The sequence below is a fragment of the Vibrio sp. CK2-1 genome (assembly GCF_021726515.1).
In the GTDB taxonomy this organism is placed as follows: domain Bacteria; phylum Pseudomonadota; class Gammaproteobacteria; order Enterobacterales; family Vibrionaceae; genus Vibrio.
The window spans coordinates 692,854-718,306 of the sequence record NZ_JAKKCJ010000001.1; the positions used below are offsets into that span (position 1 = coordinate 692,854).

Annotated in this window: 25 protein-coding genes; 20 read left to right on the top strand and 5 right to left on the bottom strand. The window is 41.5% G+C overall.

Translation table 11 applies throughout. The features are described from left to right. Positions 1-6 precede the first annotated feature (6 nt). From L3V25_RS03015 to L3V25_RS03025, 3 genes are all read right to left on the bottom strand, one after another. Positions 7-1,038, bottom strand: a complete 1,032-nt coding sequence (locus L3V25_RS03015; RefSeq protein WP_237294011.1) for an AbrB family transcriptional regulator — start codon at positions 1,036-1,038, stop codon at positions 7-9. A 103-nt stretch (positions 1,039-1,141) separates the two neighbouring features. After that, on the bottom strand, positions 1,142-4,225 hold the full coding sequence (locus tag L3V25_RS03020) for an efflux RND transporter permease subunit (RefSeq protein WP_237294012.1): 3,084 nt from the start codon (positions 4,223-4,225) through the stop codon (positions 1,142-1,144). Then, on the bottom strand, positions 4,222-5,388 hold the full coding sequence (locus L3V25_RS03025; protein WP_237294013.1) for an efflux RND transporter periplasmic adaptor subunit: 1,167 nt from the start codon (positions 5,386-5,388) through the stop codon (positions 4,222-4,224). Before L3V25_RS03025 ends, L3V25_RS03020 begins: the two co-directional genes overlap by 4 nt. A 215-nt stretch (positions 5,389-5,603) precedes the next feature. Here L3V25_RS03025 and L3V25_RS03030 point away from each other — a divergent pair, with 215 nt between their 5' ends. Then, positions 5,604-6,233: a TetR/AcrR family transcriptional regulator gene (locus L3V25_RS03030; protein WP_237294014.1), complete on the top strand. Its 630-nt coding sequence runs from the start codon at positions 5,604-5,606 to the stop codon at positions 6,231-6,233. Positions 6,234-6,344: 111 nt separating this feature from the next. On the opposite strand, the gene L3V25_RS03035 is transcribed toward L3V25_RS03030, so the two are convergent. After that, positions 6,345-7,202, bottom strand: coding sequence for an NAD-dependent epimerase/dehydratase family protein (locus L3V25_RS03035; RefSeq protein ID WP_237294015.1), 858 nt, complete (start codon positions 7,200-7,202; stop codon positions 6,345-6,347). Between the two features lie 34 nt (positions 7,203-7,236). Between L3V25_RS03035 and L3V25_RS03040 the strand changes: the two genes are divergently transcribed. Genes L3V25_RS03040 through L3V25_RS03050 form a run of 3 tightly spaced genes read left to right on the top strand, consistent with a single transcriptional unit; the run spans position 7,237 to position 9,754 of the window. Continuing rightward, positions 7,237-7,851 (top strand): sugar O-acetyltransferase, encoded by a 615-nt coding sequence (locus tag L3V25_RS03040; protein ID WP_237294016.1) that lies wholly within the window; start codon positions 7,237-7,239, stop codon positions 7,849-7,851. A gap of 4 nt (positions 7,852-7,855) precedes the next feature. Further along, complete coding sequence (locus L3V25_RS03045) at positions 7,856-8,257, top strand: ATP-binding protein (RefSeq protein ID WP_267135402.1); 402 nt, start codon at positions 7,856-7,858, stop codon at positions 8,255-8,257. Between the two features lie 39 nt (positions 8,258-8,296). Further along, positions 8,297-9,754, top strand: coding sequence for a coniferyl aldehyde dehydrogenase (locus L3V25_RS03050; protein ID WP_237294017.1), 1,458 nt, complete (start codon positions 8,297-8,299; stop codon positions 9,752-9,754). 104 nt (positions 9,755-9,858) lie between these two features. Here L3V25_RS03050 and L3V25_RS03055 read toward each other — a convergent pair whose 3' ends face one another. Continuing rightward, positions 9,859-10,521, bottom strand: a complete 663-nt coding sequence (locus L3V25_RS03055) for a DsbA family oxidoreductase (protein WP_237294018.1) — start codon at positions 10,519-10,521, stop codon at positions 9,859-9,861. 122 nt (positions 10,522-10,643) lie between these two features. Here L3V25_RS03055 and pxpB point away from each other — a divergent pair, with 122 nt between their 5' ends. The 16 genes from pxpB to L3V25_RS03130 all read left to right on the top strand — a co-directional run bounded on the left by pxpB (position 10,644) and on the right by L3V25_RS03130 (position 25,418). Next, entirely contained in the window at positions 10,644-11,348 is a 705-nt protein-coding gene (gene pxpB, locus L3V25_RS03060) for a 5-oxoprolinase subunit PxpB (protein WP_237294019.1), read from the top strand. Next, entirely contained in the window at positions 11,345-12,283 is a 939-nt protein-coding gene (locus L3V25_RS03065) for a biotin-dependent carboxyltransferase family protein (protein ID WP_237294020.1), read from the top strand. The genes pxpB and L3V25_RS03065 overlap by 4 nt, the downstream gene beginning before the upstream one ends. 337 nt (positions 12,284-12,620) lie before the next feature. After that, positions 12,621-13,655, top strand: a complete 1,035-nt coding sequence (locus tag L3V25_RS03070; RefSeq protein WP_237294021.1) for a TRAP transporter substrate-binding protein — start codon at positions 12,621-12,623, stop codon at positions 13,653-13,655. 45 nt (positions 13,656-13,700) lie between these two features. Next, on the top strand, positions 13,701-14,201 hold the full coding sequence (locus tag L3V25_RS03075) for a TRAP transporter small permease (RefSeq protein ID WP_237294022.1): 501 nt from the start codon (positions 13,701-13,703) through the stop codon (positions 14,199-14,201). A gap of 1 nt (position 14,202) precedes the next feature. After that, positions 14,203-15,516, top strand: coding sequence for a TRAP transporter large permease subunit (locus L3V25_RS03080; RefSeq protein ID WP_237294023.1), 1,314 nt, complete (start codon positions 14,203-14,205; stop codon positions 15,514-15,516). Positions 15,517-15,525: 9 nt separating this feature from the next. Next, positions 15,526-15,651, top strand: coding sequence for a hypothetical protein (locus L3V25_RS16500; RefSeq protein WP_267135403.1), 126 nt, complete (start codon positions 15,526-15,528; stop codon positions 15,649-15,651). A gap of 9 nt (positions 15,652-15,660) precedes the next feature. Then, a complete protein-coding gene (locus tag L3V25_RS03085) occupies positions 15,661-15,942 on the top strand; it encodes a putative quinol monooxygenase (RefSeq protein ID WP_237294024.1) in 282 nt (93 codons plus the stop codon). 15 nt (positions 15,943-15,957) lie between these two features. Then, positions 15,958-17,043 (top strand): isocitrate/isopropylmalate family dehydrogenase, encoded by a 1,086-nt coding sequence (locus L3V25_RS03090; protein WP_237294025.1) that lies wholly within the window; start codon positions 15,958-15,960, stop codon positions 17,041-17,043. Between the two features lie 25 nt (positions 17,044-17,068). Next, positions 17,069-18,343 (top strand): 3-oxo-tetronate kinase, encoded by a 1,275-nt coding sequence (otnK, locus tag L3V25_RS03095; RefSeq protein WP_237294026.1) that lies wholly within the window; start codon positions 17,069-17,071, stop codon positions 18,341-18,343. Then, positions 18,340-18,993, top strand: a complete 654-nt coding sequence (locus tag L3V25_RS03100) for an aldolase (RefSeq protein WP_237294027.1) — start codon at positions 18,340-18,342, stop codon at positions 18,991-18,993. Before otnK ends, L3V25_RS03100 begins: the two co-directional genes overlap by 4 nt. Positions 18,994-19,283: 290 nt before the next feature. Beyond that, complete coding sequence (locus tag L3V25_RS03105) at positions 19,284-20,303, top strand: tripartite tricarboxylate transporter substrate binding protein (protein ID WP_237294028.1); 1,020 nt, start codon at positions 19,284-19,286, stop codon at positions 20,301-20,303. A gap of 62 nt (positions 20,304-20,365) precedes the next feature. Next, entirely contained in the window at positions 20,366-21,139 is a 774-nt protein-coding gene (locus L3V25_RS03110; protein WP_237294029.1) for a hypothetical protein, read from the top strand. 19 nt (positions 21,140-21,158) lie between these two features. Next, complete coding sequence (locus L3V25_RS03115) at positions 21,159-22,703, top strand: tripartite tricarboxylate transporter permease (RefSeq protein ID WP_237294030.1); 1,545 nt, start codon at positions 21,159-21,161, stop codon at positions 22,701-22,703. Next, complete coding sequence (locus tag L3V25_RS03120) at positions 22,696-23,730, top strand: Gfo/Idh/MocA family oxidoreductase (protein ID WP_237294031.1); 1,035 nt, start codon at positions 22,696-22,698, stop codon at positions 23,728-23,730. The genes L3V25_RS03115 and L3V25_RS03120 overlap by 8 nt, the downstream gene beginning before the upstream one ends. Next, entirely contained in the window at positions 23,723-24,679 is a 957-nt protein-coding gene (locus L3V25_RS03125; RefSeq protein ID WP_237294032.1) for an SMP-30/gluconolactonase/LRE family protein, read from the top strand. The genes L3V25_RS03120 and L3V25_RS03125 overlap by 8 nt, the downstream gene beginning before the upstream one ends. A gap of 64 nt (positions 24,680-24,743) precedes the next feature. Continuing rightward, a complete protein-coding gene (locus tag L3V25_RS03130; protein ID WP_237294033.1) occupies positions 24,744-25,418 on the top strand; it encodes a GntR family transcriptional regulator in 675 nt (224 codons plus the stop codon). The last annotated feature ends 35 nt before the right edge of the window (positions 25,419-25,453 follow it).

The following is a 25,453-nucleotide window of genomic DNA, read 5'->3' on the forward strand; positions in this document are numbered from 1 at the left end:
CTACCCTCAAACTCTTTTATCTTCCGACAACAAAGAGTTACCTAAAAAGGCTGGTAGTAAATAGAGTAGGGTGAGTCGAATAATATGATTCATCATTACAAAAGCCGGCTCTAATCCTAGTAGTATGGCGACTGCGGTCATCGACTCTAAGCTGCCCGGCACCCAAGATAAAGCCAGTACCGAAAAGGAAATGTTGAGCAGTTGGCTAAAGATAAATGCCATCACTAAAGTGACACCGCAACTGAGTAACGTCACCATCATGCCCGATCGAACACTGTCGATGGTTTCTTGTAGCGTAATTCCTTGCATTCTGAGTCCCACAAAGCCACCAATCAGCGCCATTGAAATCAGTAAGAATAACTCCGGTACTTGATAAGTGTATTGGGGTAATGCTGAATTCAACCCTGCGGTGAGTAGCATGGCGGTTAACATAAATGGCGCTGGTATGCCGATTTTATCGAGTAGTATTCCAGCAGCGAATGCAGCAAGGCTAATTCCAAATAACAGTAGATAAGAGGCGCTTTGTACGTGGGTGAGTAGCTCCGTCGGAGCCTCGGTCGCCGCTTGATTAAAAATCGCAATAATACTGGCTAGAACCATTAAGAAGATCAGCCGAATTGAGTGGGTGAAAATCACTCGATAAGATGGTTTTTCTTGCGCATCGGTCATCACAATTATTGCAGCCAGAGCACCGGGAACCGCGCCGAGAAAAGCTTCTGTACGACTCCAATTACAACGTTTGGTTAGCCAGAAATAGCCAATAACAATCTGGCTAGTCATGCAGCATAAAAGGCCAATTAAGACGCCAATGCTTAAACTTGAAAACCAATCATTGATATTGATGATTGCGCCGACGCTGATGCCTAACACAATTTGAATAACTGTGAGAATCTGCTTGGGAAATGAGAGCTTTGGATACACGCGACCGGCAATCAAAACTGCAAGCATTGCCCCGAGCATTTCACCAATAGGAATGTGGGTTAAATAGCCAATTAACCCACCGAGTAGCGCAATAATAAAAGTCATCAAAGTTGGCATGTTGAATTCTGCATCGTAGTCAGTCACTTAGGCATAATATAAAGAAAATCTTCCTTCTGTGTCATATTATTTAGCTTTATCTACAGATTCAACATTGTCTATGTTAAGTACTTACCGCTATTTTTTTAGACCGATGATGCGCAAGATAAAATAAGGTAGGTACTAAATAAAAAGATAACAGGGTAGTGAGTACGGTCCCACCCGCTATTGCAATGGCAAATGGCGGCCAGAAACCACCACCGGCGAGAATTAATGGAATAAAGCCACCGACGGTAGTAATGGTGGTTGAGCTAATATGTCGACCACAGGACACAACACCGCGAACAATAGCGGGTTTATTCGCCTCACAAGCTTCTTGATTTTGTTTTAACTCTGCCAGTATGACAATGGCAGCATTGACGGCTAACCCGACAACCCCGAGCAGCCCAATAATCACGGTAAAGCCAAATGGGTAGTTGAAAATGTAAATAGACAATAACCCCAACCCTGATGATAAAAAACCAACTAAGAAGATGATTGCGCTGAGTTTAAAAGAGTTAAATGAGATGACCACTACGACAAACATTAGGGTAAATACCATCAATAAATTTGACATCAGCTTAGCCACGGAATCATTGCGCTCTGAAGACTCACCTCCAATTTCTACCCAATAGCCTGGTGGGAGATTTTCAATATACTTGTTCAGTTTTGGTGTAAATAAATCCAATGCCGCTTGTGGGATCACGCCAGCTTCAACATAGCCTTCAATCGTATTTAAGCGTAAGCCATTGAGGTGTGGAATTTCACCTGTTGTGGGCACTAAAGTAAGTTCGGCTAATGACGACAAACTGATCCCTACATCATTATTTTGATGTGGGAAATAGAGATTTTTTAGTTGAGATAAGTTTTCCCTTTCTGCGTCATTCACTCGCACTTTTATAGGTATTGATTCGGTGCCATCGATATAAGAACCTTGCTCGATACCGGTTAAAGAAGCATTTAATAATTGAGCGATTCCTCTTAAAGTAAAACCTTGAATATCCGCTTCATCTTTAATGGTTGCTTTTATCTTTGGCGCGCCGGCTAATAAGGTTTCTTTGGTGTGGGTGACAAACGGTGTTTGCGCCATTAGTAGCCGGATATCTTCTCCGTAGGTTTTGAGGCGGTCAAGGTTAGGCCCAAATATTCTGACTTCAATAGGGGCATTAAATGGAGGACCTTGCTCAAGTTTTCTTACTAGAATTTGAGCTTGTGGGAATGCCTTGTTCACTTGACTTTGAATGATCGGAATTAAGCGATTGGCTGATTGATAGTCACTGACTTTCACCATCGCTTGAGCGAAATTAGGTGTGTTCATTTTACCGCTGAGCATATTGTAATAAAACGCCGGAAAGTTCTCCCCAATCATCCAATTTACTTGTTCAATCTCAGGGTTCATTTTCAGTAATTCGTTGACCTCTTTAGCGGTATCCTGAGTGGCGTAAATCGTGGATTGTGGTGGCATATAAACTTGAATTTCAAACATGTCTCTATCAGCTGGTGGAAAAAATTGCGTGGTGAGGTGGCCCATAAAGTAGAAGCCCGAAAACGGCAAAATAAGCATGAGAACGACCGTTTTAAACGGAGAGGCCAATGACCAGTGAATCGATCGAGCAAACCAATGACTAAGAGAAGGCGTCGATATTCCTGTTTGATACCATTTAAATGACGCATTTTTTCCTTCTACGCTTGCTGTTTTAGGAAAAAATCGGCCAGCTAAGCTCGCGATTATTGTATGGGCGATGACATAAGAGCTGATTAATGAAAATGAGACGGTCATGGCAATGGCACCTACAAATTCACCCGTGGCACCCGGCATTAAAAAGATGGGTGCAAAAGCTAAAACGGTGGTTAATGTAGAGCCTAGTAAGGGAATCCAGAGTGTTTTAACGGCTCGATATGAGGCTTGTAATTGAGTCACTCCTTTTTGCCGTAAGCTTTGTATGGTATCGACCATGACAATGGCGTTATCAACCATGATCCCGAGTGCGACAATTAACCCTGTGACAGACATTTGATTAATCGGAATGCCGGTAAAATTCATCATTGCCAGTGTTGAAAGCGTTGTGAGAGGCAAAGATATTGCGACAATGACGGCACCGCGCCAACCTAAGGTAAAAAGGAGGACTAATAAAATCAGGCTAAGCCCTAGTAGCATACTTTTTATCAGGCTAGATAATCTTGCTTCAGTGTAATCTTGTTGGCTAAACAGTTGTGTCAGCTTGATATTACTCGGTAAGGATTGCTCAAACTGAGTGAGCTTCTCGTTGACGATATTGGTCCATAAATCCACTCGCCATTCAGGTAGCATGCGAATGGCGACGATAATGCCTGGTTCACCATCGATTAACGCAATATTGGTACTTGGGTAACGAGCGTCATGTTTTATTGTTGCAATGTCACCTAAGCGAGTGATATCACCATTTTGAGTGGTATTAATCGGGAGCCTTCTTAATGCATCCAGTGAGTCAGTCGCGGTATTTAATTCTAATGAAAAGCGGTGCTGCCGATTAAAGATTTCACCGGCAGAATTTTTTGCATCACCACTTTGAATTTGATTACTTAAACTTAAGGCGGAAGCTTTCAGTTGACTGATATTCGACGAATGAATATTGATGAGGATTTCTTCATCAGGATTGCCATATTCATCGACAAAATCGGTACCTGCTAGATTACGCATTTGCATGGCTAACTCTTTGGCGTAACGGTTAATCGTTAGCAAATTAGCGGGACTATCATGCTGCCATGTTAAGGCCGTGAGTATGGTAAATGCATAAGTGTGGTCACTACTGAATATAGGTTCATTCACGCCTTGAGGCAGTTGTCTTGAGGCATCATCTAGTTTATCTCGAACCTTCGACCATATAGGTTCTGGATCTGTGACTTGGTCATGTAACTCAATCGTTAAACTTGAGACTCCATCTTTCGATACTGATGAGATTTCTTTTATTTCACTGATCCCTTTTAATGTGGTTTCGACCGGCTCGGTAACCAGTACTTCAACCCTTTGCGCCGTTGCTCCAGGGAATAGGATGTTAACGTTGGCAAAGCGGTTGCTGATGATGGGATCTTCAATTCTAGGCAGTGAATATAAGGCAGCACTACCTGATACAATCAGTATCGCAATCAGCAATATAAGTAGGCGTGAATTGGCTAGTATGGCTTTCATTGCTGAGCCTCCAATGCACCTTGACTTGGTGATGCTGACGACAACACAGGATCTTTAGTCGCAATAGAAATGTCTTGCCCAGGGACAATGCGATGTAGTCCCTCAGTGACAAATTTTTCATCATTAGAAATTGCTCCGCGAATATAGGCATGATGGCTATTGGCATAGATAACCTCAATGCTGCGCCGCTCTGTGGTTAAGTGCTCTTCATTCGGCACCACGACATATACGTTCCATGTTCCTCTGATGCCATTAGTTAATGCGGATAAAGGCACCCAAAAGCCGCTGATAGGTTGTGATTCTTGAAAAACTAGGTAGCCAATTTGACCATTCACCCAATTTTGAGTCTCTGGCAATTCGAAGTGTAAGTTCACCGTTCTTGATTGTTTATCAACTTCGGCTCCAGAGTTAATTCGTTCAATGGAGTAACGTTGATCATTTATATCGACTTCAAATTGCGTCTGTTTGGCCAATGCTGTGCGGTATTTAGTGGGAATGCCGACATGCAGTTCGGGCTTTTCATCGGAGAGTAAAGTGACAGTAGGTGAGCTAAGAGTGACAATATCGCCTAGTGAGATAAAACGAGAGCTAATCACACCAGAGTAGGGAGCGGTTAAAATCGATTTTTGTTGTTCTAATAAGTTTGCTTTGAGCCTTTCATTCAGTTCTAGGGCGTTTGCTTTTAGGACATCAATTTGGCTTGTCAGATCATCAATATTGGCATCGGCACTGAATCCTTTACTTTTTAAATGACTTTGACGCTGAAGCTTTTTGTTAGCCAAATCTAGCTCAGCTCTGATTCTACTTTGTTGAGCCTGAATTTGCTTTTGTTGGCTTTCTAACATATCGGTATCAAGTTTTATCAATACCTGGCCCTTTGACACTTTTTCACCGATTTGAACGTGAATGCTCGATACTTTTCCGCTACGTTCAAAACCTAAGTTTGCTTGTTGGTTAGCAGAAACTAAGCCAAGAAAACGATGAGTAATGGGATAGCTGTTTTCTTGGTGTAAAATTGAGACAGATACTGTCATCGGTGGATTATTGTTTATAGTGTCAGGGGTAGCTTTAGAAGTAGCAGGCGGCTCAGGATCACTTTCTGTACATGCAGAGAGCATTGTTACAGAAACTATCATCATGAGTATTGCAGTACAAAATTTCATTGGGTGCTTTCCTTAGCAGCGTTTACCTGCCATTACTTGAGGGTGTACTTCCGTTGTTCTGAGTATTTATAAAATTCAGCTAGAATAAAAATAGAAGCACATGTTGACAGTGTCAACATTGGTGGGAGCGTTAATTAAACACGGTGAGCAATAACAACGAATTAACTGCAGCTTTTGTAGCGTAATTATTGGGGATTTTTAGTAAGGAACGAACATTGCCAGAGCTTATTGAGAAGAAAAAAGAGTCGAAAAATACATCGAATTATCATCATGATGATCTGCGATCTAAGATTATTCTTGCAGGCGTAAAAAAGTTAAAATCTGATGGAATTCAATCTATTACATTACGTGGCATTGCTACGGAGTTAGGTGTGTCTCGCACGGCGCCATATCGCCATTTTAAGGACAAACATGCCTTGCTCTGTGCCATTGCTAGTGAGGGTTACACTCGTTTTACGCAAAAGCTCAAGCAAGCCAGTGATTTATATCCAGAGTCTCAACCTCAAGAAAAATTACAAGCGGCTGGCAAAGCTTATTACGAGTTTGCTGCTCAATATCCGGAATATTATAAACTGATGTTTAGTTTATCGAACTTACAATATTCTTCGGACCCTGAGCTTGATCAGAGCTCGCAAGAGTCTTTCCAATTTCTTTGTGATCTTCTGTTGTTGTGTCAGAAAGCGGGCGTCGTCAAGCAAGAAGATGTGATGTTACAAGCGCACTTTGTGTGGGCATCATTACATGGTTATTGTAGTTTGATTTTTGACCAAGAATGTAGACAAGTTCAATCACTGATTGATGAACAAGCTTACTTTTTAACGAAGATTATTACCGCCATAAAATGATGGTTGGCCATGGTTCTAAGCGGTAAATATAACGGTTAAGACAAGCCGTTCTTTTATGATTTTACTTCAGCCCAGATACTTAAGTTACCTAGGCTAGTCAGGTTACCTAGACTACTGGTAAGGGTTCAATGACAATAAGTCTGGATACTTTAATTCAATATTAAGACATTCAACACTTTGCTGTGCATTGATTCTTTTATTATCTTCGCCATTTTTGACAAACAGCGGAGCCGGTAAACCAATCTGTTTCGCCATAGCTTGATAATATTCTTCACGGCTAGGGTGCGAATGAGCGGCTAAGTGCAGTACTTTTTGAGCGGGCCAGTGATTTATGAGTGAATGAATTGCGGTGATAATGTCATGCTGGTGGATCAGGTTTACTGGCGTTAATCCATTTTCTAAAGGCTGACCAGTGGATTCATAGCGTTTGACAATATGTTTGGCTGGATGACGATCTGGCCCAATTAAACCAGATAAACGCAACACGACTAGGTTATCTTGCCACTCTTCCCTTAACCAATTTTCTAACCATACATGCGCATGACCAGATTCCGTATTCGGCGCGGTTGGTGTGTCTTCGGTTATCTCGCCTTGGCAATCGGCATAAACGCCTGTGGTGCTGATAAATAATATCTTTTTAGTGCCTGCTTGTTTTGCAATATGCGATAAGCTCTGTATTTTTCGTTTGAAATCTTCGGCACTATTAGGGTAACGACCTGGTGGTACATTGATCACCAGTAGATCTGTGGCAAAAGCCTTTTGTAAGGCGGCTTGCTGTTGAGTGTCTAGCTGGTTTTCATCTACGGGTAAAACCAAAGGCAAGCCTTGAATGCCAAAGGTGGCTAAGGCTTGAGCATCGATATGAGATTGCTTGGTGCCATAGACAGTGTGCCCTTGTGCAACCAATGATTTGGCTAGTGCGAGCCCAAGCCAGCCGCAGCCACAGATGGTGATTTGTTGTTTATCCATATCGTTTTTCATCCAAATTGAGTTAAATCGTACTATGTCCCAAACCATTAATGATTTTACCGTAAAAACTTTGATTGATAGTGAATTGATCGAGCAGCAAATGCAATGCAAAGAATGGCTTTACGACTTTAACCATTCACGCCCAAGAGAGCAGGATCTAAGAAAAGAATTGCTGGGTAAAATTTTGAATAACTACCAAGGCACTCATATTGAGCCGCCATTTTTATGTGATATGGGAAAAAACTTTACCATAGGCAAAGGTGGTTTTATCAATTATGGCTTAACGGTATTGGATATTGCCCCTGTCACGATTGGTGACTATGTATTGATTGCACCGAACGTGCAACTTTGTGCGGCAAGTCATCCGATTATCTTACGTGAACGTATTGAACCGTTCGCTTGTGGCGATCCGATTACCATTGGTGATTGTGTCTGGATTGGCGCCGGTGTGATTGTATTGGGTGGCGTAAACATTGGCAGTAACAGTGTGATTGGCGCAGGCAGTGTGGTGACAAAAGATATTCCCGACAATGTGATTGCAGTGGGTAACCCATGTCGAGTGATTAAAACCATCGATCATGGCAAAATGCCCACTCAAGAAGATATCGATGCTTTAATCGAAAAGTATCAGCTAGAAGGTTGGGATTAATCCGTTGTTAGAATCAAAGAACACTCAAACATTAATGCTTATTCGAGGTTTACCGGGGTCGGGGAAGTCCACATTAGCGAAGCAATTATCGCAAGAACAAGGCGCAGTACATTTAGAAACAGATATGTACTTTGTTGAAGCGGATGGCGAATATCGTTTTAACCCGTTAAAGCTCGAACAAGCGCATCAATGGTGTCAGCAACAAACCGAGCACCATTTAAAACAAGGTCAGTCAGTGATTGTGTCGAATACTTTCGTGCGTCACTGGGAAATGAAAGCCTATAAAGAGATTGCTAAGCGTTGTCAGGTGGAATTAGTGATCCATGCATGCAAAGCAAACTACGGCAGCATTCATGATATAGAGGCGACTACCATCTCCAAAATGAAAGCCAAGTGGCAGCCGTAGCCAAAAATAATAAGAATTCAGTCAAGGAGTCGATAAAGAATGAATCAAACCATAGAGCAAGTTGAAGGTTTTTCCAATGACAGTCATCAAGCTGTTCGCACCATGTTGCAACAAGCGCTGCATGATCAAAAACAAGCGTTTAATCAGCATGGACAAGAAAGCTACGAAGAGCGTAAAGCCCACCTAGAAAACTTAAAAAGTCTATTAATGGAAAACCGTCAGGCGATTTCTGGCGCGATTAATAAAGACTATGGCAATCGCTCTCATCATGAAACCTTATTTGCTGAAGTGATCACGGTTGCTGATGATATTTCATCGACTATTAAACACCTCAAAAAATGGATGAAAGTTCAAAAGCGCAAAGTCGATCATACGGTATATTTTGGCGCGAAGAATAGAGTGATTCCGCAAGCCGTTGGGGTAGTGGGTTTTATCGTGCCTTGGAACTTTCCGATTAACTTAAGCTTTGCTGGTTTGTCGGCAGCCTTTGCGGCGGGTAACCGTGCCATGGTGAAAATGTCGGAAAACTCGATTCATTTAACTGAGTTATTGAAAGAGTTAGCGCCCAAATACTTTAAGCCAGAAAAACTGCAGTTCTTCACTGAAACTGGGGTAGTCGGGATTGAGTTTTCGAAATTGCCTTTTGATCATTTGATGTTTACTGGATCAGGCGCAACGGGGCGTAAAGTGATGGCCGCCTGTGCTGAAAACCTAACCCCAGTGACGCTTGAACTAGGTGGCAAATCGCCAGCGGTTATCGATCCGAATTATTCGATGAAAAAAGCCGTAGAACGCATTATGTTCGTTAAACAATTCAACGCCGGGCAAATTTGTACCAATGTTGACTATGTTTTTGTTCATCAAAGCCAACGTGAAGATTTTATCAAGGCGTCACAAAAGTGGGTGAAGAAACATTGCCCAGATATTCAGCATAAAGATTTCACATCAATCATTGATGATACCGCTTTCCAACGTTTGGTTGATACGGTGGAAGAGGCTAAAGCCAAAGGAGCGACCGTCATCAACTTAAGCGAACAGGATGCGGATGCCACGACTCGTAAATATCCTTTGACGCTTATTTTAGATGCCAGTGACGATACAAGCATTGCGCAAAGAGAAACCTTTGGTCCTATCCTAATGGTGAAAACCTACCAGCAACCAGAAGAAGTGATTGATTACATTGTTCAACGTGATCGCCCGTTAGCTTTCTATCCATTTAGTGATGATAAGGCGTTGGTCGATCGTTATATACAATCGGTGTTGTCTGGCGGGGTGAGCGTTAATGATGCGCTGTTCCATGTTGCACAGCATGATTTACCGTTTGGTGGTATTGGTGGCAGCGGGATGGGGCACTATCACGGTTACGAAGGGTTCTTAACCTTTTCCAAAATGCGTCCAGTGTTCTATCAAGCCAACTTCTCTTTTATGAAGTTTATGGCGCCGCCTTATGGGAAGTTTGCCACTCGTGCGATGGATTTTATCGTCAAAAGAAAGTAATACTTTAACGGAGAATAAAAAATACCCCTTGAACGTTTTGCTCAAGGGGTAATTCATATTCGGTAGCCAGTATTCAGTTGAAATGTAGTGATTGTCTGGAGAGGCTATTTTTCAGAAGAATCTTCGCTAAGATAATGCTTCAACATTTCTTCATAGCTTTCGACGCTTTGTGCACCGGTTAAGCCTTTTTCATTGTTAAACACAATCGTCGGCACACCAGAGATATCCATTTCACGCCATTGGTCTTCAATCACATCTAGCTTATCGTGTTCAGCAGTATCATGTAGGTAGGCGATCATTTCATCGACTTCTAGGCCCACTTTCTCACCGATATCTAGCAATACATCAGTATCAGAAATATTTTTGCCATCGGTAAAGTAAGCGGTGAAAAGAGCGATTTTAAGCTGAGTTTGTAAGCCTACTGAGTGAGCGTAGTCTAATAGAATATGACATTGGCGAGTATTGTAGATTCGGGTTTCGTCGGTAAAGTTAAACTCGAAGCCGACAGATTTTCCAAACTCGATTAAACGTTGGCGATTTTGCTCACTTTCTTCGGCTGAAGCGCCATATTTTCTCGCAATATGCTCACGTAAATTTTCGCCTTCTGGCGGCATATCTGGATTTAGCTCAAACGGATACCATTCAATATCGATACGATCTTGCCAGTTGTTTTTAACTACGGCATCTTTAAGGTGTTTAACCCCAATGACGCACCATGGACAGACCACGTCAGAAATAATATCAATTTTGAGTTTCGAATTAGACATACCACTACCTTGTCGGAAATTTTTAAATTCGATTCATTATGAAAGATCCAATGCTACAGTCAAGTTGTAAGCGTGACTTTATACGTTTCGATAGGCTAGGTGAATAAAATGCAAGGAATCGCATGAAAACACAAATAATCAGCGAAAATACCATTATGGTGTATTTTACTAACACCATAGATGCTGAAACCTCAGAGAAAGTGACTCAAGCCCTCTACTCTCTGCAAAGCTCGCTGGGCGATTGTATTCTTGATGCGATTCCTTCCTACCACTCGATTCTTATTACCGTCGATATCCTACAAACGAGCATGAGTGACTTTCAGCAGCAAGTGGAAGCGTTACTCAATCAGCCTTCTTCTACTTCTATATCGTTACAGCATTTAGAGATCGAAGTGCCCGTCTACTATGGTGAAGAAGTGGCGTTAGATGCGGCTGAGATTTGTGAACATAGTGGTTTATCATGGTCGGAAGTAGCAGAAGTACATAGCCAGACAAACTACCGAGTCTATGCGATTGGATTTGCCCCGGGCTTTGCTTATTTAGGCAACCTAGATAGTCGCTTACAAATGCTGAGAAAAAGCACACCTCGAGCCAGAGTTCCCAAAGGTAGTGTCGCAATAGCTGAGCAGCAAACCGCTGTCTACCCTAAAGCTTCACCCGGTGGTTGGCATATTATTGGCCGCACTCCAATCTCGCTAGTGGATTTTGAGCGAGACAATTTGTCGCTGTTTTATATTGGTGCGCAGGTTCGTTTTAAGCCAATCACTCGGAAAGAATTTATTGATATGGGCGGACAAATTGAAGCAGATGGTGGGATACATTCATGACATTAAAAGTACTCAATGCTGGCCCATTAAGCTTGTTGCAAGATACTGGGCGAATGGGCTTTCAAGGAATAGGCGCAGCAGTCGGTGGGCCGATGGATGAACATGCTTTTCACTGGGCGAATCATCTACTTGGCAATGATATGAATGTCGCGCAAGTAGAAATTACTCTAGGCCTGTTTCAATGCGAGTTTAGTCAGCCAACACAAATAGCACTGACTGGCGCGGATATGCTTGCTGAACTGGATGGCGCTCCAATTCAACCTTGGGCCAGTTACCATGTTAAAGCGGGCTCTATTTTAAAATGCAAAACGGCTCGACAAGGCATGCGCGCGTATTTAGCCATTCAACATGGTTTCGAGATTAACCAAGTATTAGAAAGTTGCTCGACTGTAATGCGAGATGAAATCGGTGGCTTACATGGCCGAGGTGAACCGCTAACTAAAGGTGATGAAGTTTCTTATCACGCCGCTGAGCACGATCTACTGCGCCAAGTTCCAACCGAGTTTATTCCACACTATCCAGAATTAGCCGCGACAACGACTCCTTGCATACTAGATATGATTGCCACTTATCAATATGAACAGTTTTCCCAAGCCGCCCGAAAGCAGTTTTTGAACGGTACTTATACCGTCAGTCCTAATAGTGATCGAATGGGCTATCGGTTATCCGGCGATAGCGTTGAATATGACGGTGAAAGTTTAATTTCCGAAGGTATTGCACTCGGCGCGATCCAAATCCCAAGTGACGGTCAACCAATCGTGTTAATGGCCGATCACCAAACCATAGGCGGCTATCCCAAAATCGGCTGCCTAACCAGAACAAGCATCAGTAAACTCGCCCAATACCCACCAGGTACAAAGGTTCAGTTTCAATTGGTTGAACGCGAGAAAGCAGAGCAGCAATATAGAGAAATGTTGAGGTTTTTTGTGGAGTAGCCTAAGAGAAATAGCACTATCAATCCTATGTTTTAATAAGATTAGTAGGTTGCTATTTTAAATTATTTTTTCAAAATTAATATAATATATCAATGTAAACAATGAATTACCTTTCGCTATAAACTTGTAAACCAATTCTCAACGTACCTTCCTTTTCTAATATCAATACTTATCCATGAATATCGAATAGTTGAATCACTGTGTTGATTTTGGACCTTGATCATAATTCATTAAATTAAATCTACGTATACATTGATTTAATTTAATGTGTAACTAGAATGTAACGAGAAGGTTAAGTTGTACTTCTTCGAACTCTACATATAAAAAGGATAATATTATGTTTAAACATTCAGTAACGGCTATCGTTATGGCTGCGACGATTGGAATATCCATTAGTTCAAAAGATGTGCAAGCTCAGACTTTACTTAAAGTTCAAACCTCGACTCAGTCTGGTGGCTTCTCATTTAAATACATGAATGAGAATTGGATTCCTAAGTTGGAGTCTATGTCTAATGGCGAGCTAAAAATTGAATTAATGCCAATTAACTCTGTCATGCCAAGAAATAAAACCCCTGAAGGTGTGGCCCTTGGCGTGCTTGGTGGTGATTTAACTTCAATTTCTTACTTTAGTGGCCGCAATCCTGCCTTTGCTATTTTAGGCGATCTTATTGCGGGGTATGACACACCACAACAAGTACAAGACTTTTGCCGTAATGGCGGAGGAGCCGAAGCTCTGCAAGAGACCTGGGATAAGATCAAACCAAATTCCATTCATGTGATTGGGTGTGGTGCAGTATCGAAAGAAGCATTAGTTGCTAAGGTTCCGATTCGCCATGTTGATGATCTTAAAGGCATTAAAATCCGCTCTCCAGAAGGTTTGGCAGCTTCAGTATTCCGAGCGGCAGGAGCAAGCCCTGTGAATATCCCATTTTCAGAAGTGTTCACTTCATTAGAGAAAGGGGTTGTTGATGCAGCTGATGCGTCCGCTTATGTCAATAATGACCAAAATGGCTTTAACCAAATAGCTAAATACCCACTGTATCCAGGAATACATTCGATGGCGGTGCATCAATTCACTGTTGGTCAAAAAACGTGGAAAAAGTTAACGCCTGAGCAACAAGAGACGTTGCAAGAATGGTTTTATGCTTCGTATGCTGATTTGCTCCAAGCACTGGATAAGCAAGATAAAGAGTTGGTAGCGCGCGATCAGCAAGATCCACAAATTGAAGTCATCAATTGGCCACAAGAAGACCGAGATGCATTCCGCAAAATAGCCCAAGGCGCATGGGAAGAAACCGCAGATAAATCCCCAGAAGCTAGAAAAGCCTTAGATGTTCATTATAACTACATGAAATCTAAAGGGTTGCTTTAGTTTAATTTAGGTGGGGCTCGCCCACCTTTTTAAGAAGGAAACAGTATGACTAAGCATAGTCCAAGAGATTCTGTGGGGAAATTCAGTCATTTTATCGGCAAAAGCTGCGGAATCCTTTATCTCACAGCGGTGTTATTAGCTGTGACAGAGGTAATTCTACGTTATGTCTTTGAATCACCCAGTGCATGGAATTTAGAAATCGTGATGGCGTTATGTGGTACGGCTTGGCTCTTGAGTGTGGGCGCTGTAACTCAACAACAACGTCATATCACAGTAACGGTGATGGAGTTAGTTGTTGGACAACGAGTTTGGCGCAAAATGCAAAAACTTGCCATTGTGATCAGTATTGTCGCTGTGCTGGGGCTTGCTTGGTCTGCCTGGGAGCCTGCATTGCATAGTTTCAGTTATTTAGAACGTTCTGGTAGTGCCTTTAATCCTCCATTACCGAGTTATTTAAAGGTGTTATTACTGGTAGCGTGTTTTTTATATCTCATTCAATTGTTAGCGAACCTATTCACAACTCAACATTATGTAGAAGGGGAATGATATGGGTATTGAATTAATCACCCTACTTATCATTTTAAGTTTATTTGGTTTAATGGCGATTGGAGTTCCTTTAGGAGCATCAACATTACTGGTCTCTTTGGCGACCGCTTTGCTGAATTTTGGTCCAGATGGTTTAGTTTTAGTTTCTAGTAACGTTGTGCATGTGTTTGAAAAGCATACTCTAATTGCCGTGCCATTTTTTGTTTTTATGGCGAATGTACTAGAGCGTTCTGGTGTTGCTCGAGATCTCTTTAATAGCATGGCTATTTTAGGTGGCCAAATGCGTGGCGGTATTGCTGTTCAGACCGTGTTTGTGAGTGTGGTTTTAGCTGCAATGAGTGGCGTTGTCGGCGGAGAGATTGTTCTGCTGGGTTTGATCGCCTTACCACAGATGTTTCGTTTAGGTTATGACCGCAAACTCTCTATAGGCACCATTGCTGCTTCTGGCTCATTGGCGACCTTAATTCCACCGAGTGTGGTGCTGATTGTGTACGGTTCAGAGGCGGGTGTATCGGTGAAAGATCTTTTCACCGCAGGTATTGGTCCGGGTGTCTTACTCGCCACTTTATACGTGCTTTATATCGTCATTCGTTGCCGTCTTAACCCATCGTTGGGGCCGACCTACGATGTGCCAGAAGCTCAGCTTCCGCTCTCTCAGCGTTTGGTGTACCTCAAAGGCATCGTTTTGCCTGTTCTTTTAATCGGTTCAGTACTTGGGGCAATTTACAGTGGTATCGCTACAGTAACAGAGTCAGCTGCGATTGGTTGTGTCGGTGCATTATTAGTGGCTTTCTTACGCCGAGAAATCAATGCGAAAGGGGTAAAAGAAGCGCTTTGGGCCACGACAGTGACTACAGGTTCGATTGTCTGGTTGATTGTGGGGGCAGTAAGTTTAGTTGGCATTTATAACATTATTGGCGGTACTTCTTTCTTAAATGGCATGCTTACTGGTTTAGACGTTCCACCTATTGTCGTGATCTTGATCATGATGGGAATTGTGATGCTATTGGGTACTTTCATGGATTGGATTGCGATTGTCTTTATCACTGTACCTGTCTTTGCGCCTGTGGTGACTCAGCTAGGTTATGACCCGGTTTGGTTTGGCATTTTATTTGCGATGAATATCCAGATTTATATGTTATCTCCACCATTTGGCCCGGCTTGTTTCTACTTAAAGAGTGTCGCACCAAAAGATGTGACTTTGCAGGAAATCTTTGCCGCAGTTCTTCCTTTTATTGGGTTGCAGCTAATCGGTTTAACCTTGGTATTACTTTTCCCACAAATCGCTTTGTGGCTACCGTACTTAGGAAAATAGGAGCATCAGATGAATATTGATAATGGCTCAGAACCTAAAAATTATGAGTTTGGCCACTGGCCTGAGATTGTGGGGGTAGTTATTACCCTTGGTGTTTTAGCTTTTTTATTCGGCTATGCCGAAGGCATGTTGTAAGGAGTTTTCATGTTTGTAGTCACAGTAACTTTTGATATTCGGCCTCAAGCTTGGGAAACCTTTTTACCTTTGATGAAAACCAATGCTCAAGCGTCATTGGATGAAGATGAATGTTATCAATTTGATGTGTGTATCGATCAAGAAAAAAAACGCGTGTTTTTATACGAAGTGTACGCCACTCAAGCTGCGTTTGATTTCCACCTGACCACCGCACACTTCTTGGAGTTCAATCAACAAACTCAAGAGATGATAGAAAGCAAAGACATTCAGATTTATCACAAAGTTTTATAAGTGAAAGGACATATTATGAAAAAATTTACGATTGCTGTTATGCCAGGTGATGGCATAGGTACAGAAGTGACGCCGCCAGCGGTAGATTTAGTGAAAGAAGCCGCGCATCAATTTGGTGTTAAATTGGATTTCCAACACATAGATGCAGGGGCTCAGTATTATGCTGATACAGGAGATGCATTTCCTGAAGAACATTTCCAACAAGCAGAACAAGCGGATGCCATTTTATTGTCTGCTATGGGGCACCCCGATATTCGTTATCCAGATGGAACAGAAATTGGGCCGCAACATGATTTGCGTAAGCGTCTGAATTTATATGCAGGTGTTCGCCCATGTCGAACGCTACCTGGACTGCCTTTGCCATTAGCCGATGAGCGTAGTAAATCACTGGATTTTGTCATAGTGCGTGAATCGACAGAAGGGTTGTTTGCGTTCCCTCGAGGACACGAATTGGATGATGAAGAGTACGCACATAACCTGATGCGCATTTCACAAACCACCAGTAAAAAGTTATATGACTTTAGCTTTAAATTGGCTCGTCGCCGAGTAGAACAAGGACGTGGTAATAACCTTGTGACACATATTGATAAAGCCAATGTATTGTCTTCACAACATATTGCACGTAAGTGGTTCTATGAAGTGGCCGAGCAAAATGCGGATGTACAAGCCAATCATCAGTACGTGGATTTTGCGGCATTAGATATGGTGCGTCGTCCTTGGGTATTTGATGTGATGCCAACAGAGAATCAATATGGCGATATTTTGTCTGACATAGCGGCTGGTCTCATGGGAGGTATGGGAATGGCACCTTCGGGAGAGATTGGTGATAACCATGCGGTATTCCAACCTTGCCATGGATCCGCTCCCGATATCATGGGACAAGCGAAAGCAAACCCAACCGCGATGATTTTGTCTGGAATGATGATGCTGGAATATTTGGCAGATAAACATCAAGTACCTGAATTGCTACAAGCAGCTCAAAAACTGGATGGGGCAGTGGAAGCGGCGTATGCCACTGGTGAGCTACTGCCGTATGAGCTGGGTGGCTGCTCTGGTTTGATTGAAATTAGCTCCCTAGTTGAGAAAAAGCTGATGCTTTAGCGAGCGTTCATAAAGGAGATAGCGTATGAAAATTGGCGTTATTGCGGACGATTTTACGGGGGCGACGGATGCGGCAAGTTTTATTGTCGCTGGTGGCCTGAATGCCATTCAGGTGAATGGCATTCCGCAAAAGAGTTCACCGCAAGCACTCAGTGAATATCAAGAGGCTCAAGCGATTGTGGTGGCGTTAAAAAGTCGCTCGTGTCCTGTGGATCAAGCGATAGATGAGTCGTTGGCGGCCAGTGATTGGTTACGTCAGCAAGGTTGTGAGATGATTTATTTTAAGTATTGCTCGACGTTTGATAGCACTAAGGAAGGCAATATCGGACCAGTAACGGATGCTTTGATGCAGCAGCTTAACTGTCAACAAACCTTGGTTTGCCCTGCTTTACCTGTGAATGGACGCAGTGTTTATATGGGGCATCTATTTGTGTTTGAGCAGTTATTGAGTGATTCAGGTATGCGCCATCATCCCATTACTCCGATGACAGATTCTAACTTAGTCTCGTTAATGGAAAGCCAGTCATCGGGCAGTGCTGGTTTACTGAGTCGGACTTACTATGAAAGTCAGCAAGTGATGGATGAAAAATTGCAAAGTTTGCAAGCATGCCAATACATCATTTGTGATGCCATTGATGATTCGGATCTAGCGCTATTGGGTCAATTGAGCTTGGGTTATTCGTTAGTCACAGGAGGATCGGGATTGGTTGGCGCTATTGCAGCTGCGATTTCTCAACAAAACCCTCAAACTGAGTATAGCCCATATAGCCCAGCACTCGGACAAAGAGGCATAGTCATCTCAGGATCATGTTCTGAGATGACCAATAAACAAGTGGCTGCTTATCAACAGCAAGCCGCCGCTTTTAAACTGAACGTTGGTGAATGCATCAATAACTCTGATTATATTGATCAGGTTGAAGCCTGGGTAGTGGATAAATTTGATACTCATGCCAATGATTCAAAATGGTTTCCCTTGGTGTATGCCACTGTACAACCGGACGAATTAAAGCAGATTCAAGCTCACTATGGTGCACGAGCTTCTGTTGCAGTAGAGGCGTTATTTTCTCAGTTAATTCAGCGTTTAAAATCTCATGATTTGAAAGTCATCATCAGTGCAGGAGGCGAAACGTCAGGGACTGTGGTGAAAGCTTTAGGTGCAACCAGTTTTGATATTGGCCGTAGCATTGCTCCGGGAGTGCCTTGGGTACGATCGCTAGAAGATCAAAGCGCTCTGGCGTTAAAGTCGGGGAATTTTGGCAATGAACACTTTTTCTTTATCGCGCAGGAGATGATGCAATGACAGACTATACCCAGCAATATGCAACGGAACGAGCGCAGATGGTGAAGTATGGCTTATCTCTGTTTCAGCGTGGTTATGCCACCGGAGGCGCGGGCAATCTGTCTATTCTTCTTGCCGATGGTAATGTTCTTGCAACGCCAACCGGCTCATGCTTAGGTGAATTGGTGGCGGAAAGACTGTCAGTGGTGACGTTGCAAGGGGACTATTTAGCGGGCGATAAACCATCTAAAGAGGTCGACTTTCACCGTGAAATTTACCAGAGTAATTCGGATCACAAAGCCATAGTGCATCTGCATTGTACTTATTTGACCGCTTTGTCGTGCCTAAAGGAGTTGGACTACAGCAATGCTATGCGTGCGTTTACCCCTTACTATGTGATGCGCGTCGGCGCTTTGCCAATGATTCCATATTATAGACCTGGTTCACCGAAAATAGCTGAAGATTTATCCCGACTAAGTGTCGATCATAACGCCATTCTTATGGCCAATCACGGTGTGACCGTGATGGGGAAATCCTTACAAGCCGCGACTTACAATTTAGAAGAATTAGAAGAAACCGCTAAATTGAAGTTCATATTGCCGGAAAACAATACGCGCTATTTATCAGATGACGAAGTACAAGAACTGAAAGTGTCTTATTCTTCTCCATAGCAACCTACTTCATTTACTCTATCACGAGAGAGGGTGACACCTTGCTCGTGATAGCTTTCTACACTTAAATTTTTATGACCCTTCATCGCAAGCAGAATTTTTTTTGTTAATTCATCTCTATTTTCACATGAAGTTTTTAAACAATCGATCTTGATCATATTTTTAAAAATAACCTAACGTATACATTGATAGAGCCTTAATGTGTTACTAGTATGTAAATGCACTGTAAAATTGTGTGGTAATTACAAGAGCAGAAAGAATTCTGCCTTAACTCTACAAAAGGAACGATTATGAAATTTAATTATAAAAATATTCTAGTAACAGCGGGATGTGTCGCTTCGGTCATGGTGGCTGCAAATGCAACCGCTGCCAAAACGTATCCTGCGAGAACCATTACAGATACAGTGACTTGGTCTGCTGGTGGCGGCACTGACAGTATTAACCGTATGTTGATGGCAGAGATGTCAAAAACACTGGATGTGAACATTAAAGTGACTAATAAAACTGGTGGCGTTGCTGGTTCTATTGGCATGAGTAGCGTATTGGCTAAGAGAGCTGATGGCTATAACATCGTTGGTATTGCTGATTCGAATGTGACAGCTGCTGTAAATGGTGGCTGGGATAAGAAATTTGATGTTTGGTATCCGTACATTGTCGGGGGATCACCTGATTTAGTCTCAGTCAGTGCCGATTCCCCTTATAAAACATTGGAAGAACTGATTGCTGCGGCAAAGAAAGAACCGGGAGAAATTAAAGCGGGTGCTGGTGGTTCAGGCTCCATTCATCATATTAATTTACTGGGTTTAGAGAAAGGGACTGATATTTCTTTTAAATTTGTCCCTTACCCAGGTTCTGCACCTTCACAAACAGCAGCTGCAACGGGAGAAATCAGTGTTGTAATTACGTCGGCAGCGGAGCAATCAGCATTGCTTAGAGCAGGTAAATTACGTCCATTGGCAATGTTAACTAAAGATAGTTTTACTATTTCTGGTGTGGGTGAAATTCCTTCTGCATTTGACGCTTATCCTCAATTAAAAGACTTTCCTCTAGTTGTTCAATCTATTGGTTTTGCCGTTCATGCAAGTGCTTCTGATGAAGTGAAGAATACACTGGCTGAAGCTTTTAAGAAAGCGATGGCATCTCAGGAAGTGAAGACATGGGCTGATAAGAATCTTTATACATTAAGTGGTGCCTATGGAGAGGAAGCAACAGAGATCTTTAGCCAGCTTGAATCTACCTTTGCTTGGACACTATGGGAGCTTGGTGCGGCAAAGTTCAACCCAGAGAAGTTTGGGATTCCTAAACCATAGAGACAATGAAGTGTAACGTGAGCGTTTTGTACTCACGTTACACTGTTGATGAAGGTTATGTTATGAAAAGTGGCGATGTACAATCTCTTAGAAAGAATGATTTTAAAATAGCATTGGTTTTATTGACGGTCTGTGCTTTTTTATTTTGGGAGACATCAAGCTATCCAATGGATGGCACCTTTGGTGGTGTCGACAGTAAGTGGTATGTATCACCGGCGCTGTTTCCTTTAGTCTTACTTTCGTTATTGACCGTTAGTTGTCTTTATTTATTGTTTAAATCTTATCCATCGATAAGCTTTCAATCCATGTTTAGTTTTAGCTCATGGTTGGGGAAATTGGATAGTGCAGTGAATACCAATCGTTGGTACGTTATCTTGATCCTTTCACTGTATATTTATTTTTATATACCATCATCAGACTTTTACTTAGCGACGGTCGTCTTTCTTTTAAGTATGTTTTCTCGATTTTATACAGATAATGCCGTTGTTAAAAGATCCAGCTTTTTTATTAATATTTTACTACTTAGCATTATTTTAATTTCTAGGCTGGTGTTTTCTGAAGAATTTTATTTTATATCTTTAGATGTTTCTTATGATGAAAAGTTAATTCTTTCGAGTGACTTAGGAATGCTCACTTCGATTGTACTACTAACCTTATTATTAGTGGTAAATGATGTTGATAAGAAAAAGAAAATAAATATTTTAATTGTCTCAATTATTGTTCCCTTAGTTTTGGTGTTTACATTTAACTTCCTATTACAAGTTCCTATGCCTGTTGAGTATGGGAATGTGATCATGGGAATGGAATACATTTGGTATGATATTTTAAATCTATAGTCAATAAAAGGGATAGACTATGTTTGAGCAATTTATACATTTTTTTAATGTCATGTTTGATTTGATAACCAAACCAGAAAATATTTTTATTCTATTTGGGTCGAGTTTTCTTGGCATATTATTTGGCTCTATGCCAGGCTTGACGGCAACACTAGGGGTCGCATTATTGACGACACTAACATACAACTTAGAGACAAGTACGGCATTGATCTCTTTATTAGGTATGTATGTTGGGGCTATTTACGGTGGTTCTTATCCTGCCATCTTGATTAATATTCCTGGAACTCCCGCAGCAGCAGCTACGGCAATTGATGGGTATGCATTGGCTAAAAAAGGGGAAGGGGGTAAAGCGTTAGGTTTAACCACCACAGCGTCTTTTATTGGCACAGTTATTGGTTTGATATTTCTTGTCGTCCTTGCTCCGGTAATTTCCCAATTTGCACTTCAATTTACTTCGTGGGAATTTTTCCTGTTGGCCATATTTGGCATCATCATTAGCGGAACTTTAGCTAATGATGATTTGGTTATCAAAGGATGGATTGCGGGCTTCATTGGATTGTTTTTGGCTTTGGTTGGACGAGATACGTTACAATTTTTTCCGAGATATACCTTTGAACAAAGTCAGCTTGATAGCGGATTAGAAATTGTACCTGTGCTAATTGGTGCGTTTGCCATACCTCAAATTATACGAGTTCTTTCTGAAGGAGAAACGCTGAAGAAAGCGGAAAAAATAGGAAGAATCCTGCCTAACTTTTCAAAAGTAATTCGTAACATAAAACACATATTTCGTTCTGCTTTAGCAGGCGTAGGTATTGGAGCTGTTCCGGGGGTGGGTGAAGATATTGCAGGCTGGGTATCTTACAGTATGGCAAAAAGTACGTCATCAGATAAAGAGAAAGAGAAGTTTGGTAAAGGCAGTGAAACAGGAATCATTGCAACAGAAACTGCTAACAATGCGAGTATTGGTGGGGCACTTATTCCTTTACTGACTTTAGGGATTCCCGGCAGTCCACCCGCGGCTATGTTACTTGGAGCGCTATTGCTGCATGGTGTTATTCCCGGGCCTACCATTGAAGCTGAAAATCCAGGTTTCTTACTAGAAGTGACGGCGATTATGGTACTGGCGTCATTTGCTATGTTTATCAATGGGATTTTACTGGCTAAGCCAGTGATTAAGATTTTAAGTATTCCTAGCCAGTTATTTATTCCTATTGTGGGAGTGCTTTGTATCCTGGGGGCGTATGCCCTGGGTTTAAACCTTTTTAATTTATATTTGATGTTACCCGTTGGGATCGTTGCTTATATTTTGAGTGAGAATAAATTCCCCATCTCTCCTATGGTAATTGGTCTAGTTCTAGGTCAAATGGCGGATGAGAGTTTACGCCGTGCTTTGATGATTTCTGAAGGTAGTTTCTTGCCTTTGTTTTCTCGTCCGGTTTGTTTGGTGTTATTAGTGGTGATTCTATATTTGGTGTTATCTCAATTTAAACCGATTAATGAGGCCGTTCGCTCTCTCTTTTCTAAGAAAGGAATGAAAAATTCACCTGGAGTTGATCATGAATAATCGTATTAATGTTGTGGCAGTTGGAACAGGGTATTTTAGTCAGTTTCATTATGAAGCCTGGTCAAGAGTAAAAGATGCTCAAGTGGTGGGTATTTGCAGTCTAGATAAACAGACATCAAATCAGGTAAAGCATCAATATGACATTGATTATATTGGTAGTGACTTAGAACATGCCATTAAAACACTGTCACCAACGATAATTGATATTATTACTCCTCCTAGTACGCACAGAGAATTAATTGAAATCGCTGCTAAATACAGAGTAAATGTCATTGTTCAAAAACCGTTTGGATTAAATATTTCTGAGGCTAAGTATTTAGTTAATTTAGCCAAGGAAGCTGGAATTGACTTAATTGTTCATGAGAATTTTCGTTTTAAGCCTTGGTATCGAAAAATGAGGGAGATACTTAAAGAAGAAATGCTAGGAGATGTATTAAATGTCAACTTCAACCTTCGACCAGGGGACGGGCAAGGAGACCAGGCTTACCTTAGTCGACAACCATATTTTCAGACGATGACTCGGTTTTTAATCCATGAGACCGCTATCCACTTCATTGATACATTTCGATTTTTATTCGGTGAAGTCAGTAGTGTCTATGCGCATTTGAGAAAGTGTAATGAGCATATTAAGGGTGAAGATTCTGCATTGGTTATTTTTGATATCAATGACGGCATACAAGCCACATTTAATGGAAATAGATTACTTGATCACAAAGCTAAAAATCCTCGCACTACAATGGGAGAAATGTTGATTGAAGGAACTAAAGGTGTTCTAAGAATGGATGGTGATGCTCACATCTACTTTAGAGCGTTTCAATCAAAGGAAGAAGTGGAAATTAACTACCAATGGAGAGACCACAGTTTTGGTGGCGATTGTGTGTTCAATTTGATCTCACACATTGTTGCGCATTATACGCAAGGTACATTACTAGAAAATCAGGCTTCTGAATATTTGACCAACTTAAAAATAGAAGAGGCAATTTATTTGTCCAATGAAAAACGGATCAGGGTGGATATCAATGATTAATAAATTTGAGAATGAAATTGAATACCTTGGTCATGATTTATGCCGTCCTGAGTGTGTATTGACCAATGCGAATGGGGATGTGTTTGTGTCTGACTTTCGAGGCGGAGTTACTCGCATTGACAAGCATGGCGAGCAAACATTCTGGGGAGGCAAAGCCGATGGAATTGGTTTATTACAAACCAATGGATTTTGTCTCTTAAAAGATGGTAGTTTTCTTATTGCTCATTTAGGTGAAGAAAGTGGTGGTGTTTACCGTTTGACGAGAGAGAATCAAATATCCCCTTGGCTGGTCGAAATTGATGATCAGAAACTTCCGCCGACGAATTTTGTATACCTAGATCATCAAGACCGAATCTGGATCACGGTGAGCACCAGAGTATCTCCCAGAGCAGATGCTTATAGGAAATTTTGTGATGATGGATTTATTATTTTAGTGGATCAGCAAGGTGCTCGCATTGTGGCTGATGGGCTTGGCTATACCAATGAAGTTTGGGTAAATACAGAAGGAACGCAATTATACGTAAACGCCACTTTTTCTCGTGAATTAATTCAGTTTGATATTGACAATAATACGCTGATTAATAAAAAAGTACTGACAACCTTTGGAAAAGGTACTTTCCCTGATGGGCTAACAATGGATCAAGAGGGTTATTTATGGGTAACTAGTATTGTGAGTAATCGTGTGATTCGAGTCGCCCCAGATGGCACGCAAAAAGTATGGCTAGAAGACGTAAAAATCAATCACATTGATTGGGTTGAGCAAGCATATGAAGATAATAAAATGGATAGAGAACATTTACTCACCAATGGGGGCGAAGTGTTAAATAACATCTCGTCATTGGCTTTTGCTGATGATGGTATACTCCTAGGGTGTTTGTTAGGAGAGAAGATCGTTAGGATAAAAAGTGGAATTAAGGGAGTCAGGCCAGCGCATTGGCTTTTTCAGTAAAATCATCAATCACAGTGGCATGTTACCAGATAAGATGGCCTAGTATGAAAAATAGGTAAGAATAATGAAAAAAAACTTAACCGAAATTGCGTATGATAAATTGCGTGGCATGATTTTGGGAAATGAGTTAAAAGTGGGGCATTATTATTATGAGCAAATATTAGCTGATACGATTGATATGTCACGTACTCCAGTGCGTGAAGCTTGTATTCGATTAACTCAAGAAGGTTTGGTCGATATAGTTCCTCGAAGAGGGGTGTATATCCGTCCAATTTCAATTGTGGAGCTGAAAGAGATCTATGATGTGATCGCTGGATTAGAGTTACAAGCTATACGCTCTATTGAAAAACACCATCTTGCTGGTCCATTATGGTTAGAGTTAACAGACCATGTTGAAGGGATGAATACAGCTTTTGATAATGGTGATAAAGAGCTTTGGTTGAGGCATGATACAGGTTTTCATAACGTATTAATCCGCTTATCTGAAAATCAGACCTTAGCAAAATTAGCTCAACAGTTGTTGGATAAATCTCAACGAGTTAGATTAATGACATTACAAATTCGGTCTATCCCTGAAGCCTCAACGAGAGAGCATACCGCGACCTTTCTCGCTTTAAAAAATCATGAATTTATTAAAGCATTTGAGATCCATGAAAAACATAGAATTCGATCGTCACAGGAGCTCATTAATTTATTGAAGGGAATATCAGGTTTAATTGAAACAACATCTTCAAATTGAGCGTTCTGTTTTATTTTAAATTTAGGTATCAGTAA

Coding starts and splice junctions, on each gene's coding strand:
- L3V25_RS03035 (WP_237294015.1), bottom strand. CDS start 7,202: ATGGATAAACAACAAATCACCATCTGTGGCTGCGGCTGGCTTGGGCTC.
- pxpB (WP_237294019.1), top strand. CDS start 10,644: ATGAAAACACAAATAATCAGCGAAAATACCATTATGGTGTATTTTACT.
- L3V25_RS03120 (WP_237294031.1), top strand. CDS start 22,696: ATGAATAATCGTATTAATGTTGTGGCAGTTGGAACAGGGTATTTTAGT.
- L3V25_RS03100 (WP_237294027.1), top strand. CDS start 18,340: ATGACAGACTATACCCAGCAATATGCAACGGAACGAGCGCAGATGGTG.
- L3V25_RS03085 (WP_237294024.1), top strand. CDS start 15,661: ATGTTTGTAGTCACAGTAACTTTTGATATTCGGCCTCAAGCTTGGGAA.
- L3V25_RS03125 (WP_237294032.1), top strand. CDS start 23,723: ATGATTAATAAATTTGAGAATGAAATTGAATACCTTGGTCATGATTTA.
- L3V25_RS03020 (WP_237294012.1), bottom strand. CDS start 4,225: ATGAAAGCCATACTAGCCAATTCACGCCTACTTATATTGCTGATTGCG.
- L3V25_RS16500 (WP_267135403.1), top strand. CDS start 15,526: ATGAATATTGATAATGGCTCAGAACCTAAAAATTATGAGTTTGGCCAC.
- L3V25_RS03130 (WP_237294033.1), top strand. CDS start 24,744: ATGAAAAAAAACTTAACCGAAATTGCGTATGATAAATTGCGTGGCATG.
- L3V25_RS03075 (WP_237294022.1), top strand. CDS start 13,701: ATGACTAAGCATAGTCCAAGAGATTCTGTGGGGAAATTCAGTCATTTT.
- L3V25_RS03015 (WP_237294011.1), bottom strand. CDS start 1,038: ATGCCAACTTTGATGACTTTTATTATTGCGCTACTCGGTGGGTTAATT.
- L3V25_RS03080 (WP_237294023.1), top strand. CDS start 14,203: ATGGGTATTGAATTAATCACCCTACTTATCATTTTAAGTTTATTTGGT.
- L3V25_RS03025 (WP_237294013.1), bottom strand. CDS start 5,388: ATGAAATTTTGTACTGCAATACTCATGATGATAGTTTCTGTAACAATG.
- L3V25_RS03105 (WP_237294028.1), top strand. CDS start 19,284: ATGAAATTTAATTATAAAAATATTCTAGTAACAGCGGGATGTGTCGCT.
- L3V25_RS03065 (WP_237294020.1), top strand. CDS start 11,345: ATGACATTAAAAGTACTCAATGCTGGCCCATTAAGCTTGTTGCAAGAT.
- L3V25_RS03070 (WP_237294021.1), top strand. CDS start 12,621: ATGTTTAAACATTCAGTAACGGCTATCGTTATGGCTGCGACGATTGGA.
- L3V25_RS03110 (WP_237294029.1), top strand. CDS start 20,366: ATGAAAAGTGGCGATGTACAATCTCTTAGAAAGAATGATTTTAAAATA.
- L3V25_RS03115 (WP_237294030.1), top strand. CDS start 21,159: ATGTTTGAGCAATTTATACATTTTTTTAATGTCATGTTTGATTTGATA.
- L3V25_RS03050 (WP_237294017.1), top strand. CDS start 8,297: ATGAATCAAACCATAGAGCAAGTTGAAGGTTTTTCCAATGACAGTCAT.
- L3V25_RS03055 (WP_237294018.1), bottom strand. CDS start 10,521: ATGTCTAATTCGAAACTCAAAATTGATATTATTTCTGACGTGGTCTGT.
- L3V25_RS03040 (WP_237294016.1), top strand. CDS start 7,237: ATGTCCCAAACCATTAATGATTTTACCGTAAAAACTTTGATTGATAGT.
- otnK (WP_237294026.1), top strand. CDS start 17,069: ATGAAAATTGGCGTTATTGCGGACGATTTTACGGGGGCGACGGATGCG.
- L3V25_RS03090 (WP_237294025.1), top strand. CDS start 15,958: ATGAAAAAATTTACGATTGCTGTTATGCCAGGTGATGGCATAGGTACA.